The sequence below is a fragment of the Priestia megaterium genome (assembly GCF_009497655.1).
GTDB classification, from domain to species: Bacteria; Bacillota; Bacilli; order Bacillales; family Bacillaceae_H; genus Priestia; species Priestia zanthoxyli.
This window is the reverse complement of the sequence record NZ_CP023317.1, coordinates 3,121,997-3,137,530: the sequence shown is the minus strand read 5'-3', so window position 1 is coordinate 3,137,530 and position 15,534 is coordinate 3,121,997. Positions and strand designations below refer to the sequence as shown.

At 39.5% G+C, this 15,534-nt stretch carries 18 protein-coding genes and 1 pseudogene; 11 read left to right on the top strand and 8 right to left on the bottom strand.

What is annotated here, in order from left to right:
• The first annotated feature begins 65 nt into the window (after positions 1 to 65).
• Positions 66 to 644 (top strand): TetR/AcrR family transcriptional regulator, encoded by a 579-nt coding sequence (locus CEQ83_RS15895; RefSeq protein WP_028414486.1) that lies wholly within the window; start codon positions 66 to 68, stop codon positions 642 to 644.
• Positions 645 to 670: 26 nt separating this feature from the next.
• Positions 671 to 3,820 carry a bifunctional cytochrome P450/NADPH--P450 reductase gene (locus CEQ83_RS15890; RefSeq protein WP_099000374.1) on the top strand — a complete coding sequence of 1,050 codons (3,150 nt, stop codon included), beginning with the start codon at positions 671 to 673 and terminating at the stop codon, positions 3,818 to 3,820.
• A 71-nt stretch (positions 3,821 to 3,891) separates the two neighbouring features.
• On the opposite strand, the gene CEQ83_RS15885 is transcribed toward CEQ83_RS15890, so the two are convergent.
• Positions 3,892 to 4,827, bottom strand: a complete 936-nt coding sequence (locus CEQ83_RS15885; RefSeq protein ID WP_155017386.1) for a helix-turn-helix transcriptional regulator — start codon at positions 4,825 to 4,827, stop codon at positions 3,892 to 3,894.
• A 90-nt stretch (positions 4,828 to 4,917) separates the two neighbouring features.
• Between CEQ83_RS15885 and CEQ83_RS15880 the strand changes: the two genes are divergently transcribed.
• Complete coding sequence (locus CEQ83_RS15880) at positions 4,918 to 5,436, top strand: dihydrofolate reductase family protein (protein WP_028414483.1); 519 nt, start codon at positions 4,918 to 4,920, stop codon at positions 5,434 to 5,436.
• A gap of 89 nt (positions 5,437 to 5,525) precedes the next feature.
• On the top strand, positions 5,526 to 5,966 hold the full coding sequence (locus CEQ83_RS15875) for a cell wall hydrolase (RefSeq protein ID WP_013083968.1): 441 nt from the start codon (positions 5,526 to 5,528) through the stop codon (positions 5,964 to 5,966).
• A gap of 141 nt (positions 5,967 to 6,107) precedes the next feature.
• On the opposite strand, the gene CEQ83_RS15870 is transcribed toward CEQ83_RS15875, so the two are convergent.
• Together CEQ83_RS15870 and CEQ83_RS27635 are read right to left on the bottom strand one after the other, a co-directional pair.
• The gene (locus CEQ83_RS15870) at positions 6,108 to 6,632 is read right to left on the bottom strand and encodes a hypothetical protein (protein WP_028414482.1); all 525 of its coding nucleotides are present in this window, start codon (positions 6,630 to 6,632) and stop codon (positions 6,108 to 6,110) included.
• Positions 6,633 to 6,777: 145 nt separating this feature from the next.
• Entirely contained in the window at positions 6,778 to 6,906 is a 129-nt protein-coding gene (locus CEQ83_RS27635) for a hypothetical protein (protein WP_255219776.1), read from the bottom strand.
• A gap of 446 nt (positions 6,907 to 7,352) precedes the next feature.
• Between CEQ83_RS27635 and CEQ83_RS15865 the strand changes: the two genes are divergently transcribed.
• Positions 7,353 to 8,177, top strand: a complete 825-nt coding sequence (locus tag CEQ83_RS15865) for an SPL family radical SAM protein (protein ID WP_155017385.1) — start codon at positions 7,353 to 7,355, stop codon at positions 8,175 to 8,177.
• A gap of 37 nt (positions 8,178 to 8,214) precedes the next feature.
• Here the strand turns inward: CEQ83_RS15865 and CEQ83_RS15860 are convergent, their stop codons facing one another.
• Together CEQ83_RS15860 and CEQ83_RS15855 are read right to left on the bottom strand one after the other, a co-directional pair.
• The gene (locus CEQ83_RS15860; RefSeq protein WP_028414480.1) at positions 8,215 to 8,598 is read right to left on the bottom strand and encodes a nuclear transport factor 2 family protein; all 384 of its coding nucleotides are present in this window, start codon (positions 8,596 to 8,598) and stop codon (positions 8,215 to 8,217) included.
• An 18-nt stretch (positions 8,599 to 8,616) separates the two neighbouring features.
• Entirely contained in the window at positions 8,617 to 9,096 is a 480-nt protein-coding gene (locus CEQ83_RS15855; RefSeq protein WP_013057917.1) for an RrF2 family transcriptional regulator, read from the bottom strand.
• A gap of 160 nt (positions 9,097 to 9,256) precedes the next feature.
• Here CEQ83_RS15855 and CEQ83_RS15850 point away from each other — a divergent pair, with 160 nt between their 5' ends.
• Both CEQ83_RS15850 and CEQ83_RS15845 read left to right on the top strand, forming a co-directional pair.
• Complete coding sequence (locus tag CEQ83_RS15850; RefSeq protein WP_028414479.1) at positions 9,257 to 10,240, top strand: LacI family DNA-binding transcriptional regulator; 984 nt, start codon at positions 9,257 to 9,259, stop codon at positions 10,238 to 10,240.
• Between the two features lie 272 nt (positions 10,241 to 10,512).
• Complete coding sequence (locus CEQ83_RS15845) at positions 10,513 to 11,196, top strand: TerC family protein (RefSeq protein ID WP_028414478.1); 684 nt, start codon at positions 10,513 to 10,515, stop codon at positions 11,194 to 11,196.
• Between the two features lie 38 nt (positions 11,197 to 11,234).
• Here the strand turns inward: CEQ83_RS15845 and CEQ83_RS15840 are convergent, their stop codons facing one another.
• Complete coding sequence (locus CEQ83_RS15840) at positions 11,235 to 11,786, bottom strand: helix-turn-helix domain-containing protein (RefSeq protein ID WP_028414477.1); 552 nt, start codon at positions 11,784 to 11,786, stop codon at positions 11,235 to 11,237.
• Between the two features lie 95 nt (positions 11,787 to 11,881).
• Between CEQ83_RS15840 and CEQ83_RS15835 the strand changes: the two genes are divergently transcribed.
• Complete coding sequence (locus CEQ83_RS15835) at positions 11,882 to 12,607, top strand: AzlC family ABC transporter permease (RefSeq protein WP_033580524.1); 726 nt, start codon at positions 11,882 to 11,884, stop codon at positions 12,605 to 12,607.
• Positions 12,604 to 12,933, top strand: a complete 330-nt coding sequence (locus CEQ83_RS15830; RefSeq protein WP_033580525.1) for an AzlD domain-containing protein — start codon at positions 12,604 to 12,606, stop codon at positions 12,931 to 12,933. The genes CEQ83_RS15835 and CEQ83_RS15830 overlap by 4 nt, the downstream gene beginning before the upstream one ends.
• Before the next feature lie 116 nt (positions 12,934 to 13,049).
• Here the strand turns inward: CEQ83_RS15830 and CEQ83_RS15825 are convergent, their stop codons facing one another.
• The gene (locus tag CEQ83_RS15825; RefSeq protein ID WP_028414474.1) at positions 13,050 to 13,463 is read right to left on the bottom strand and encodes a DUF1259 domain-containing protein; all 414 of its coding nucleotides are present in this window, start codon (positions 13,461 to 13,463) and stop codon (positions 13,050 to 13,052) included.
• A 114-nt stretch (positions 13,464 to 13,577) separates the two neighbouring features.
• Positions 13,578 to 14,234, bottom strand: a complete 657-nt coding sequence (locus CEQ83_RS15820) for a DUF975 family protein (protein ID WP_028414473.1) — start codon at positions 14,232 to 14,234, stop codon at positions 13,578 to 13,580.
• 282 nt (positions 14,235 to 14,516) lie between these two features.
• Here CEQ83_RS15820 and CEQ83_RS15815 point away from each other — a divergent pair, with 282 nt between their 5' ends.
• Both CEQ83_RS15815 and CEQ83_RS15810 read left to right on the top strand, forming a co-directional pair.
• Complete coding sequence (locus CEQ83_RS15815) at positions 14,517 to 15,062, top strand: CBO0543 family protein (protein WP_098112349.1); 546 nt, start codon at positions 14,517 to 14,519, stop codon at positions 15,060 to 15,062.
• A gap of 194 nt (positions 15,063 to 15,256) precedes the next feature.
• Positions 15,257 to 15,529: pseudogene (locus tag CEQ83_RS15810) on the top strand (nuclear transport factor 2 family protein); the annotation flags it as partial.
• Positions 15,530 to 15,534 lie beyond the last annotated feature (5 nt).

Genomic DNA, 15,534 nt, shown 5'->3' with positions numbered 1-15,534 from the left:
AGTTTTTTATACTTGTAATTGTAACGGAATGAACGTTCATTCCGTTTTTGGAAAGAGGTGATAAAGTGGAATCTACTCCAACAAAACAAAAAGCGATTTTTTCTGCTTCGCTTCTGCTGTTTGCAGAAAGAGGATTTGATGCAACCACGATGCCAATGATTGCAGAAAATGCCAAAGTAGGAGCAGGAACAATTTATCGCTACTTTAAAAATAAAGAAAGCCTTGTAAACGAACTGTTTCAGCAGCATGTAAACGAGTTTTTACAGTGTATTGAAAGCGGCCTGGCTAACGAAAGAGAAGGATATCGAGATGGATTTCATCATATCTTTGAAGGTATGGTGACATTCACTAAAAATCATCCTCGTGCGCTTGGCTTTATTAAAACTCATAGTCAAGGAGCTTTTTTAACAGAAGAGAGTCGCTTAGCCTATCAAAAGCTGGTGGAATTTGTTTGCACGTTCTTCAGAGAAGGACAAAAGCAAGGCATTATTAGAAACCTTCCTGAAAATGCGCTCATTGCTATTTTATTTGGAAGCTTTATGGAAGTATATGAAATGATTGAAAATGACTATTTATCTTTAACTGATGAACTTCTTGCCGGCGTAGAAGAGAGTCTGTGGGCAGCACTTAGCAGACAATCATGAAACTTAACAAGTGAAAGAGGGATAACATGACAATTAAAGAAATGCCTCAGCCAAAAACATTTGGAGAGCTTAAAAACTTACCGTTATTAAACACAGATAAACCGATTCAAACGCTGATGAAAATTGCAGATGAATTAGGGGAAATCTTTAAATTTGAAGCGCCTGGACGTGTGACGCGCTACTTATCAAGTCAGCGTCTAATTAAAGAAGCATGCGATGAATCCCGCTTTGATAAAAACTTAAGTCAAGCGCTTAAATTTGTGCGTGATTTTGCAGGAGACGGTTTATTTACAAGCTGGACGCACGAAAAAAACTGGAAAAAAGCGCATAATATCTTACTTCCAAGCTTCAGTCAGCAAGCGATGAAAGGCTATCACGCAATGATGGTCGATATCGCCGTGCAGCTTATTCAAAAGTGGGAGCGTCTAAATGCAGATGAGCATATTGAAGTACCAGAAGATATGACGCGCTTAACGCTTGATACAATCGGTCTTTGCGGCTTTAATTACCGCTTTAACAGCTTTTATCGCGATCAGCCGCACCCGTTTATTACGAGTATGGTCCGTGCACTGGACGAAGCGATGAACAAGCTGCAGCGAGCAAATCCGGATGACCCTGCCTACGATGAAAATAAGCGTCAGTTTCAAGACGACATTAAAGTGATGAACGATCTAGTAGATAAAATTATCGCAGATCGCAAGGCAAGCGGTGAACAAAGCGATGATTTATTAACGCATATGCTAAACGGAAAAGACCCAGAAACAGGTGAGCCGCTTGATGATGAGAACATTCGCTATCAAATTATTACGTTCTTAATTGCGGGACACGAAACAACAAGTGGTCTTTTATCATTTGCGCTGTATTTCTTAGTGAAAAATCCACATGTATTACAAAAAGCAGCAGCAGAAGCAGCACGAGTTTTAGTAGATCCTGTTCCAAGCTATAAACAAGTGAAACAGCTTAAATACGTCGGGATGGTCTTAAACGAAGCGCTTCGCCTATGGCCAACGGCTCCTGCATTTTCTCTATATGCAAAAGAGGATACGGTGCTTGGAGGAGAATATCCGTTAGAAAAAGGCGATGAACTGATGGTTCTGATTCCTCAGCTTCACCGTGATAAAACGATTTGGGGAGACGATGTGGAAGAGTTCCGCCCAGAGCGTTTTGAAAATCCAAGCGCGATTCCGCAGCATGCGTTTAAACCGTTTGGAAACGGTCAGCGTGCGTGTATCGGTCAGCAGTTCGCTCTTCATGAAGCAACGCTTGTACTTGGTATGATGCTAAAACATTTTGATTTTGAAGATCATACAAACTACGAGATGGATATTAAAGAAACTTTAACGTTAAAACCTGAAGGCTTTGTTGTAAAAGCAAAATCAAAAAAAATTCCGCTTGGTGGCATTCCTTCACCTAGCACGGAACAGCCTGCTAAAAAAGCACGCAAAAAGGTAGAGAACGCTCATAATACGCCGCTGCTTGTGTTATACGGTTCAAATATGGGAACAGCTGAAGGAACGGCGAGGGATTTAGCAGATATTGCGATGAGCAAAGGATTCGCACCTCAGGTTGCAACGCTGGATTCCCATGCAGGAAATCTTCCGCGTGAAGGAGCTGTTTTAATTGTAACGGCTTCTTATAACGGACATCCGCCTGATAACGCAAAGCAGTTTGTCGACTGGTTAGACCAAGCGTCTGCTGATGAAGTCAAAGGCGTTCGCTACTCCGTATTTGGATGCGGCGATAAAAACTGGGCTACTACGTATCAAAAGGTGCCTGCTTTTATCGATGAAACGCTTGCAGCTAAAGGGGCAGAAAACATAGCTGAACGCGGCGAAGCAGATGCAAGCGACGACTTTGAAGGCACATACGAAGAATGGCGTGAACATATGTGGAGTGACGTAGCAGCTTACTTTAACCTCGACATAGAAAACAGTGAAGATAATAAATCTACGCTTTCACTTCAATTTGTCGACAGCGCTGCGGACATGCCGCTTGCGAAAATGCACGGTGCTTTTTCGGCGAACGTTGTAGCAAGCAAAGAACTACAAAAACCAGGCAGTGAACGAAGCACGCGTCATCTTGAAATTGAGCTTCCAAAAGAAGTTTCTTATCAAGAAGGAGATCATTTAGGTATTATTCCTCGCAACTATGAAGGAATAGTAAATCGTGTAACGACAAGGTTCGGTCTAGATGCATCACAGCAAATCCGTTTGGAAGCTGAAGAAGAAAAATTAGCGCATTTGCCACTCGGTAAAACCGTATCAGTAGAAGAGCTTCTGCAATATGTGGAGATTCAAGATCCTGTTACGCGCACACAGCTTCGCGCAATGGCTGCTAAAACGGTCTGCCCGCCGCATAAAGTGGAGCTTGAAGCCTTGCTTGAAAAGCAAGCGTATAAAGAAAAGGTGCTGGCAAAACGCTTAACAATGCTTGAACTGCTTGAAAAATATCCGGCGTGTGAAATGGAATTCAGCGAATTTATCGCTCTTCTTCCAAGCATGCGTCCGCGCTATTACTCCATTTCTTCATCACCTCGTGTCGATGAAAAACAAGCAAGCATCACGGTTAGCGTCGTCTCAGGAGAGGCGTGGAGCGGATATGGAGAATATAAAGGAATTGCGTCGAACTATCTTGCTGAGCTGCAAGAAGGAGATACAATTACGTGCTTTGTTTCCACACCGCAGTCAGGCTTTACGCTGCCAAAAGATCCTGAAACACCGATTATCATGGTCGGACCAGGAACAGGCGTCGCGCCGTTTAGAGGCTTTGTGCAGGCTCGCAAGCAGTTAAAAGAACAAGGACAGTCGCTTGGAGAAGCGCATTTATACTTTGGCTGCCGTTCACCTCATGAAGACTATCTGTATCAAGAAGAGCTTGAAAACGCACAAAATGAAGATGTCATTACGCTTCATACCGCTTTTTCACGCGTACCAAATCAGCCGAAAACATACGTTCAGCACGTTATGGAACAAGACGGCACGAAATTGATTGAACTTCTTGATCAAGGAGCGCACTTCTATATTTGCGGAGACGGAAGCCAAATGGCACCTGACGTTGAAGCAACGCTTATTAAAAGCTATGCTGATGTTCATGAAGTAAGTGAAGCAGATGCTCGCTTATGGCTGCAGCAGCTAGAAGAAAAGGGCCGATACGCAAAAGACGTGTGGGCTGGGTAAATAAAAAATAACCTCCGCTAAATAGCGGAGGTTATTTTTTATAGCCAGATTGAGACATGACTAAACCCACCTCATTTATAGCGCCTTAGCGTTTCTTCTGCGTGACAGCAAATTTTTTCAATTAGCTCCTTAGGTTCTTCAATTAAAGCATGAGCACCTAAGGTATAGAAAAAAGAAGCCATGTAGTTTAATTCATTTCCATCAGTTATCGTACCGATATAGCCGCACCCGTCTTCCGTTACCTTCACGTGATTTTCAAGCCACGGAACGCCTTTACACTGACGAACGCCTTCGTGCGTCAAGGTTACTTTTAACGAAATCGGCTGTGAGTTTACCGGTTCTGTTTCAAGCCATTCTTTTAACGTAAGAGACATCTTTTCGTCTTTTTCTAAAACTTTTAACGAGTGAATACGATCTGCTCGAAACAATAATACTTTTTGCTTATCGCAGGAATAAGCGGGGCAGTACCACAAGCCGTTATGAGCATAAATGCCAAGGGGTTTGACTTCTTTTCTTGTTTGACCCGTCTTTGAATCATAAAGAAATTCAATATATTTTCCTGTAAGGCTTGCTTCTAGCAGCTCTTTTAAATAAGGAGTGTCTAAGTTTCTTTTAGGATTCCAAAACGCAATATGAGCACTTATTTTATCTACTTTTTTCTTCGTTTCTTCAGACAGGTACACATAAAATTTTTGAAGAGCCGCATGAATTTCTGCATCAAACGGAAGGTCATGATAATACTGCAGAGCTTGATAAGCAAAAAAGATCGAAATAGCTTCTTCTTCCGTAAACAAGATAGGAGGGAGAATACGGTTTTTTAACACTCTGTAACCACCGCTCCGTCCTTTTTCACTGTAAAGAGGCAGTCCTAATTCACTTAAGTCCAGCAAATAGCGCTGAACGGTCCGTACAGAAAGGCCAAATTCCTCCGCTAGTTCTTTTGCCGTAAACGTTCTTTTTGTATTAATAAACATAAGCATATCAACAAGCCGTCTAGACTTAGCCATTTATTTTCACCTTTTTCTTTTAATATGACAAAAAGTGTCGTATTAAGATGATATCATACAGAAACAGTAAAGTTGAAAGGAGAAAAGGGAATGAAGAAAAAAATCGTCGTATATATTGCCGCAAGCTTAGACGGGTATATCGCAAGAGAAAACGGAGAGATTGACTGGCTAGAAAGCGTAGAAGGAGAGGGGGACAACGGCTACGAAGCGTTTTATCAAACGTGTGATGCGGTCGTTATGGGAAAGGCTACGTACGATCACGTGCTGAAGCTCACACCCGAGTTTCCGTATCTCGATAAAAAGTGCTACGTGTTTAGCCGCTCAGCTCAAGGAAAAGATCAGTATGTTGAGTTTATAAACGAAAGCGTGGCGTCATTTCTCAACAATCTCAATCAAGATACGAAAAAAATATGGCTGGTGGGAGGTGCTGATATTCTCGCTGATTTCTTAAAAGCAAACAGGGTGGATGAATTTATTATATCGGTTATTCCCGTTTTGCTTGGAGCTGGTATTCCATTGTTTAAGCCAGGAATTCCAGAAATGAACTTCAAGCTCACTAATATGAAGCAGTACGGACAAATTGCTCAGCTGTATTACAAAAGAGGATAAGCCTTTTGCGGAGCATTCAATTACTGTTATTTTAGGGACAGTGACATCAAGACCGGCTTTTTTTCATAGTATATTTTTGGGGTGAAAAAATGCCAAGAGTAAATTATCGAGATTCAGACGTTGCTTTAATGGCAAGGATGATGAGAGCAGAAGCTGAAGGCGAAGGAAAACAAGGCATGCTGTATGTTGGAAATGTCATTGTAAATCGCCTTAAAGCAAACTGTTTAGATTTCAAGAATTTAAGATCTGTTCCGCAAGTTATTTATCAGGTGCAGGGAGGCAACTATTCGTTCGAGGCTGTTCAAAAAGGAAATGTATTTTATCAACGAGCAAGAGGTGTTGAAAAAAGGTTAGCCAAAAAGAATTTGGATTATTGGAGAGAACACCCGGGGAAATATGCACTGTGGTACTTTAATCCATCCGCTCCATGCCCTCCAACATGGTACGGTCAACCCGCTTCTGGTCAATACAAAAATCATTGCTACTATGAGCCAAAGCCTGGAACATGCGCTAGCGTTTATAACGGGTAGATAGCTTAGAAGATATGCTGCGCTTTGAAAGTCTGGCCTCAAATCCAAACCGTTAGCTGCAGGTGACAAGGTAATTCTTCTTCATATAATAAGAGAAAGCCCTCTTTTCATAAAGAGGGCTTTTGCTAATTGGTGCATGTCTCATTTTGCTTCAAATTTTATGTTTTTACCAGCAGCAAATTCGGATTGATCCTTCGCTTTTGTATCCTTTACCACCCAGGACGTCTTTACCTTAGCTGCTGCTAAAATATCTTTGATTTGCTTATCGGTTAAGCCTTTCGTATAAAGGACAAATTCCCTTGTATAGATGTTTTTGTTTTCTTGCTCTTCATCTGCACCGCTGCCAAACCAATATCTTGTTTGCTGATCGTCTTTCATGTTATTAAAAGCTTCTTTATAGTTAGGTAGCTTAACTTGAATATCCGACAGGTAGTTCGTACCGCGTAAAGTAAGAGTCATATGTACTTTGTGAAAATCTTTTTTAGAAGGGCCTGTTAACCCTGATGTTCCAACTTCACTAAATTCTTTTTTCGTCAGCGGTTTAACTGTAGTAGAAACAGAAACTTTTGGATCTGAATTATTTGTCACAACGTCTTCGGTACTGCAGGCACTTAAAATGAACAGCGTTAAAAGAGCATAAATTGCTCCCATCACTTTTTTCTTCATGCTCGTTCTCCTTTGTCATTAATAGATAATGGTATTCATTCGCCATGTTCATTATCTTTACCTTTATTTGTCACAACGTCATGATTAATGCAGAAAAGTATAGAAACATTAAAAAGAGAAATGCCGAGGCATTTCTCTTTTTGTTCTATGAGTCTGGATTAAGCGAAGTATGCGTATACTCCGGCATACGCTCTTCTTTTTCCGTTAGTTGAGTATCGGGGCTTTGCTGCTCTTGTGAAACAGGAGACAGCGTGGATTTTTGTTCATGATTCATGTTTGTCATTCCTCCTTCTATGAAGTGAGCTGTTAATCAAGTTTATACGTTTACTAATCTTGCTATTAATTTACGTTACATTGTAAAAAATATACAAATAAAACGTGCATAAATGTAAAAATAGTATAAAATACCATGATTATTTTTGTTTAGATACGGGTAGAGTTAAGTACATTACTTTTATCCATTGATGATTGAAAACACATACATAAAAAACAAAGGGAGTGGAGAAAGATGAGAAAAGAAGAGCAGCCTGTATTATCTGATTTTATTGAAAAGGACCAATTTGAGTTAAATTCATATTTAACCTCTTTACTTGAAACGACAAGTGAAAAGAAAGAAAATCAAAGTTGATGAGTTGAAAACATAAAGGGCTACTTTCCACGTGGGAAGTAGTTTTTTCATTTGTGAACTTGATATACTTATTGGACAAAGAGGTGAGAAAGATGAACCAAAAAGACGTGGTTTCGAAAAGTATTTTAACAAAAGCGACCGGCTTTTTGGCATCCGGTTATACTCATAGTTTAAATCCGTATGCTGGATGTACATTCTCCTGCAAATTTTGCTACGTGCGAGAACTACCAATTCAGCGTTTTAAAGAAATGGAGTGGGGAACGTGGTTAGAGCTGAAATTCAACGCAGCTGAAGTCTATCAAAAAGAAATACAAAAACTGCGAAAAAAAGAGCAGCCGGTGTGCATTTTTATGTCTTCAGCGACAGATCCCTATCAGCCGGCTGAGCGTAAAGCAGGCATCACTCGGGCTCTTTTAGAAACAATGATCAATCATCCGCCTGATTTTTTACTGATTCAAACAAGATCGCCGCTTGTGACGAGAGATATTGATTTGCTTTTACAGCTTCAAAAAGTATGTGACCTTCGCGTATCGATGACTATTGAAACAGACCGAGAAGATGTAAAACAAATTTTTTCTCCTTATGCTCCGGGGATGAAACTTCGTATGAATGCGTTAAAAAAAGTAAAAGAAAGCGGAATTTTAACGCAAGTAGCCATTGCTCCAATGCTTCCTTTCACGCCTGAATTTCCTAAGAAAATAGAAGGAATGATGGACCGGATTTGCATTGATACCTTGTACTTAGGAGACGGTTCCTTAGGGAAAACGTCTAAAAGGCTAGGGATGCCGGAACTATTTGATCAGCACGGTTTCCTAGACTGGTATGACAAAGACATTCATATCAAAGCCATTCGTTATTTTGAAAAATTTTATCCTTCTTCGATGATTTATCTTTCTCAAGAAGGGTTTGCGCCGTAAAAAAAGAAGGGCCTATATAGCCCTTCTTTTCTCCATATTAATTTTTATACGTATCAAACATGTTTGTGTCATCAGGTACGTTTTCTAAATAACTGATCTTCCCGTTTTTATCTAGCTTAGCAATATCTTTTCCTGTTTGAGTAAATACGCTGCCAGATGCACGTTTTCCGCATACTGCCCAAGGCGTTTCAAACATGTCCGTACCTTCAACTGCTTTCCAGCCTTCGAACATATGCTTAATATCAGCATTTTCTTTAAAAACCATTTTCACAAACAGCTTCCAGTTTTCAATGCCTTGCTTTTCGTGGCCGTTTAAGACAAATACGATATCGTCTGAAAAAAGGCTCACCAATTCTTCAAATGCTTGTTCGCTTGTACGTGATTGATCGAATAAATCAAAATATCTATTTAAGTTTTCCATGATAATCTCCTTTGGGTGCTACAGCACCATTTTTTCTTCTACAGTTGCTTTTAGCATGTCCAGGTTTTCTTTTGGACATTTTTTATGAATTTCATTTGTAAGCGTGGCAATGGTTTGCCGTTTTAAAATGGACTGCCATGAAGATTCGGCTTCTTCCATTAAATCGGATAATAAGCAAATATCTTTGTCTTTTAAATTAAGCATATCGTGAAAAATACCGCTTGATGAATAAAGAGACTGCTTGCCTTCAATGGCTACGTATACGTCATAGATTCGAATTTCTTCCGGCGTTTTCTTTAAGCGAAATCCACCTTTGCTACCAGGAACGGAAGCAAGTAAATCAGCGCTAACCAGCTTGCGAAGAAGCTTTTGAAAATACGTAGGCGAGCCCCCAAGCTGAGTGCTGATAACATCTCCTGGCAGCACAGCTTTTTCAGGTAAAAACGTAAGCAGCAAAATGGCATACACCGATTGCTCAACGCCTGTTTTCATGTGCAAAAACATCATCTCCTGCTATATGTGTACAACGTGGATAATATTTATCCACGTTTAGGTTATCATACCGCTTATGAAGCAAAAAGTAAAGCAGTTACTTAATATACACGCGATATTCGTGTATACTGTGAAAGAAGCAGCAACAAAATACGGAGATGAGAGAATGACAACTATTGCAGATATCGCTCGGCTTGCAGGAGTAGCAAAAAGCACTGTATCCCGCTACCTTAACGGAGGGTCTGTGAGCGATGCGACGAAACGAAAAATTGAAGGAATTATTAAAGAAACAAACTATAGCCCAAATGCTTTTGCTCAAAGCTTAAAAGCAAAAAAAACAAATATCATCGGTGTCATTGTTCCGCGCATGGGTTCTTTTGCGACTTCCCGCACATTAGATGGCATTGACCAAGAACTTAGAGACCACCACTATCAAATGATTGTTTCCAATTCTAATCAAGATTTAGAAAGAGAAATTGAAAATATTTATACGCTGGCTAAGCAGAAGGTAGCCGGTATTATTTTGCTTGCCGTTCAGATTACAAAAGCTCATTTGGAAGCGTTCCGTACGATTTCAATTCCCGTTTTGCTAATTGGACAGGAGCATAAAGAAGTTCACAGTTTAATTCACCAAGATTACGAGGCTGCATGCGACATTGGAAGGTACATAGGGGAAAAAGGGCATAAAAAAATCGCTTTTTTAGGCGTAACTGAAAAGGACATAGCTGTAGGTGTAAAGAGAAAAGAAGGGGTAAAGCAAGGTCTTAAAGACAGCGACTGCGAGATCCGCTGTTATGAAACAAGCTTTAACATGAGCGATGCAATCGGAGCAGCTACGGCAGTGATGAAAGAATTTAACCCGTCCATGATTGTATGTGCGACCGATAACATTGCGCTTGGTACGTTAAAGGCCGCTTATTTAAACGGACTGCGCGTTCCTGAAGATGTATCCATTACCGGCTTTGGAGGCTATGAAATTACAGGTGTGATTCATCCGAGCTTAACAACCGTAAAATATTACTATAAAGAAGCGGGCCAAATGGGAGCACAGCGAATTATCAAGCTAGTTAACGGCGAAGAAGTCGAAAAGCTTACACTTTCGAACTATGAATTGATTGAAAGAGAAAGCGTTGACAATCGTTTTACATAAAAAATGATTGACAGAATGTAGGAGGTGCTATAGTATAAATGGTGTAAATACAAACAAATAATTGAACGTATCTCCTAAAGGGGAGTAGCTTTAACAGCAAAGTCGTCATTACAGAGATTATCTCTCGGCTTTGTTGGCGACATTATGTTGTTAGCAAGACCTTTACCGCTTATTTGGTAAGGGTCTTTTTTGTATTCAATTATAAAAAAGGAGGAAAAGGCTCGGACATTTAGAGGAGAAACGTTACATAAAAAGAGAAGGTGGAGGTAACTATGGAGGAACTAATTGGCGTATCAGTGCAAGGTTTGCTGCAAATTATTTTTCTTGATTTAATTTTAAGCGGAGATAACGCGATTGTGATTGCAATGGCGGCTCGTAACGTACCAAAAGACTTACAAAAAAGAGCGATTTTAATTGGAACAGGCGGCGCGATTGGTCTTCGATTATTATTTGCGGCTATTATTGTCCCATTATTAAAGATTCCATTAATCGGAGCGGTCGGCGGCTTGATGCTAGTCTGGATCGCGTATAAATTATTAGCCGATAATCACGAACACGGCGATAACCCTCAAGGTGGAGCAACGGTATGGAGTGCGGTTAAAACGATTATTATCGCAGATGCGGTCATGTCATTAGATAACGTATTAGCTCTAGCTGGTGTAGCTCATGAATTTGTTCCAATTATGATTGGTGTATTAATTTCAATTCCGATTATTATTTGGGGAAGCAGCTTTATTATGAAAGCAATGGAAAAATTTCCGATTATCATTTACGCTGGAGCGGCGATGCTCGCATGGTCTGCTGGAAAAATGATTGTTGAAGATAAAATTATTGGTGGATTTGTTCCAAGTACAGCTTTACATCTTGCTGTTCAAGTTATCTTAACGATTGCAGTTGTAAGTATTGGATACATGAAAAACAAAAAAATGAAAAAAGAACAAGCCCACGCAGCTTAATAAAAAAAGAGCGTACGGATGATCCGTACGCTCTTTTTTTATGATTCGGGATAGTGCATAAGTAAAAAAAAACTTGCTTCTTCTTCAGATGAATTGATATAGCTGTGAGAGGTATTTCCTGAAAAATGCAGAGCGTCTCCTGAGACTAATTCATGTTCTTCACTTTCAAAACGAACCGTTAATTCTCCTTCTTTAATAAGTAAGTATTCATCTCCTAAGTGAGTTTTCGCTTCGTGCACGCATCCGGGCTTTAATGTGACAATGTAAATTTCAAACTTTTTTTCCGGGTGATAAGGAAAAAAAGAATACACTAAGTAATCACCTTTGTTGTCCGTGATGGGATCTAGCTGTTTTATGCTTACTTTCTGCACATCCGGAGTGTCTTCTTTTATAAATACAGAAAAAGAGACTTGAAGGCCGTTCGCAATCTTCCAAAGCGTAGTAACTGTCGGACTGGATTTACCTTTTTCAATTTGTGCAAGCATTGCTTTGCTCACACCTGTTAATTCAGAAACTTGATCAAGCGTCAAATTTCGATTTTTTCGTAGTTTAACAAGATTTTTAGCAATAATATCTTGAATCGCGTCCATTGTTGTACTCCTTTAATGATTATAAAGATAGTATAACATACCGTTGTTTAATATAACGTATAGATGTATAATATAGCAGAAAAGGAGGGAGTACGGTGATCGCAGAAAAAGCAGTACAGCAGAGAGAAAAAGTGGATCTAACGTTCAGACAAGGGGCCAAGGACTGTGTCCCTACGCTACTCGGTTACATAAGCATAGGGCTTGCCGCCGGGATTGTCGGCGTGTCCTCGCATCTTTCCGTTATGGAAGTTACTTTATTATCAGCGCTCGTGTATGCCGGGGCTGCTCAGTTTATTATTTGTGCACTGATGGTTGCGAACAGTTCGATTTCAGCTATTATTCTCACAACATTCATCGTTAACTTACGACATTTTCTTTTGAGTGCTACGGTCGCGCCTAAATTCACAAAATATTCGTTATTAAAAAACGTCGGAATTGGAGCACTTCTGACGGATGAATCATTTGGAGTGTCTTCAAATAAAATTGCAAAAGGGGAGCCAATTAATGACCGCTGGATGAACGGATTAAATATAACGGCTTACGTCAGCTGGATTATCGCCTGTACGATGGGAGCCATTTTTGGGCATTTGCTATCTGACCCGGAAGCCTTTGGATTTGATTTTGCCTTAACGGCTATGTTTTTAGCTCTGCTTGTTTTACAAATCGAAAGCGTGTTACCTTCAAAACTTAATCATTATTTACGTTTAATTCTTTATATGGCGATTATTATGATTGTGCTGTCTTTTTTGGTACCTTCACATGTAGCTGTCTTAATTTCAACGATTATTGTAGCGACGATTGGGGTGGTGACGGATAAATGAGTATCCACTATTCAACACTTATCATTATTTTAGGGTGTGCCCTTGTTACCGTAGTTCCTCGTATTGTTCCGTTTTTAGTTGTGCGTAACATTGCGCTGCCAGAACCCGTATTAAAATGGCTGTCCTATATTCCTATTTGTATTTTAACAGCACTTGTTGTACAGAACTTTATCATTCAAACAAATGACAGTGTGAAAATTAACTGGCCCGTCATCATCGTAGTTATTCCAACCTTACTGATTGCGCTGAAAACAAAAAGTTTATCCATCACCGTTATTAGCGGAGTTGGAATGATGGCGCTGCTTCGTTTGTTTTTATTTTCATAAAAGAGGCTTTTCGTTTAGTTGAAGATAAAATTGAGTCTACTCATAATATGTTCATTCATAAAAAAAGAAGCATCTTTTATAGCTCTACCATGCTTTTAAAAGGTGCTTCTTTTTTATTATACGTTTGTTGAAACAGGCAAGCTGCTTAGCGTTGTAAAACAAAAAGCCATTTTTTTCGCAAAATGTAAAGGAGGCTCTACAGATTGAATATGAAGATACATAAGGACGGGTTCTGTAAAAAGCCAATGGTTATGCAAAGCGCTTACGATAAGACCTTGCCGCGCAGCAGCTTCTGTAAAACGAGGGATTTCTTCTTGTAAAATAGCAATCTCAGCCAAGTTTAACGCGTTTCCCTGCGCGTCTATCGCCTCAAATGATACGCCAACAGGAACGACAGAGCTGCTTTTCCGCCCTTGAACAGAAGCCTGAAAGCTTCTTTTAAGCGACACTGAGCATCCTGTTGGACTAACTTTGCTTTTAGCGTTTAAAATCTGGCCAAACTGCTGACATATCTCACTTGTAGTATACATATAAGCCCCTGCCTTTCTTCTATACTCTTAGTAAGCTTTATGACATAAGAGCTTCACTTATGCAAACCGTGTTCTTATAAAAAAATCCTCTTCACGATGAAGAGGATTTTTTTATTATTCAGCATGCGATGAACGTTCGTTTAACAAATTTTCATAAAAACGAGCAAGTGAAGCAGAAAGGTATGGAATAGACCATAAAAAGCCGATTCCTACTGTAATAATACTTAATAAAAACCAGCCAAGAAAGCTTAGCAGCAGCAGGAAGTACTGTCCTTTATAACCATTCATCAACCTACGGCTTTCTGTAATCGCTTGATTCATCGAGTAAGTAGGATTGTCTTTACAAATATAGTACGTTTGTGAATATGCCAGTGCTTTAATAATTCCAGGAATCAGTAAAAGCAGTGACCACAGCATCACATAAAGAGTCATAAGTACATAAATTCCTAATGACTTTACATAAAGGCCAAAGTCTTGGAATGTTTTAAACAAGTGCCCCAATCGAACAGATTCACCTCGTGCTAGACCTAAAAATGCCCAGTAGTTCGCCATCAGAAGAGGCGAGAAGACAATAGCAAAGGCAGTTGAAATCCATGAAGCGGAATCAGATTCATCTTTCATCCAATTGTCATAGCCGCCGCTTGCCACAATTTCAAATGGAATAGGCAGAAGCGTATATACTCCGTACGTCACCACTGTCAGTAGAATCGCAAGTCCCCAGCGATTCTTTAAAGAAGCTTTAGCTTCTCTTTTAATCGTACCGATGTTCATGTTGTTCCTCCTTTAATGTTGCAAAACAGTATCTTTTTTGCTCGTATTAACATGTAAACCATGCACAATTGTTAATTTTGTATGAAATGAAAATAATAGTCAATAGGTTCTGAGATGAAAAGAGCGCTCTTACAAAAATTTTTACTAGACAGATAGAAATCTCTAAGTAGGTACAATCTGCTTTTGAAGAAGGAGGAGGTGCAAAAGCACTGTGTGCGATGTTTTATTTTAGTATGAAGTGAAACCCTCATGGAAAGACTTTCTAAGATAGGAGGGATTTCTATGTTTGAAATGATTAAAATGATGCAACAAGTCTTAAACAAAAAGGAATTTTCTTATTGGGTTCATCAAGATCTTTTTAGTTTTCAATGGTGGCTCATAGTAGTGATAAACGCTCTTTTTCTGCTGCTTTTTTACTTTTTTATTGATAGACAGCGCCTCTTTTTTATGCTTCTCGTTTTTTTTATCAGCTTTGACATAGTCGGTTTAGTAGATGAATTCGGGAAATTTTTTAACCTGTGGTGCTATCCTCACCAGATGCTGCCGTTTACAGATCGCTTCAATACGGTTGACTTTGCTATTATTCCGGTAAGTATTGCACTCGTCTACCAATTTTTCAGCAAATGGAAATTTTTCTTTATCGCACATATTATTACGTCTGCCGTTATTGCTTTTATAGGCATTCCAATATTCAAAGCGCTGTATTTGTACAAATTGCTGAACTGGTCGATGTTTTATTCATTTCTTACAGTATTCATCATGGGAATTGTCGTGAAAATGATTAGCGATTGGATGGCAGGTAAAAAGAGAGGTTATAGGGTTAGCTAAACAAATAATACTCCTGTCTATTTGAGATAGGAGTATTATTTGTTTAAAGGAAAACGGCAGTATTCCTTTATAATAAATGTAAGAAAGAATGAGAGGAGACCGTGAAAGTGGAAAAAGCGAATATCACCCGAACATTTTATGAGTTGGAATGCAGCCACTTAAAATCAGAGATATGAACCTCTGCTAAAGAGCTTTCAAACATTCTTGCAGATGGTTACGTGGAGTTTGGCAGCTCGGGCAGGGTATGGAAACGAAAAGATTACAATCACAATCATGTACTTTCGCCAGATGTATTTGAGATCTCTCATTTTCATGTAGACGTATTGTCTCCTGACTGCGTATTAACTACCTATCATCTTATGAACCATACGCCAGAAAAAAAGACGCTTCGCAGTTCTATTTGGCGAAAAAGAGAAGAAAAGTGGCGCTTGTTTTTCCATCAGGGCACAGTGACAAACGGTGAGTAATAAAT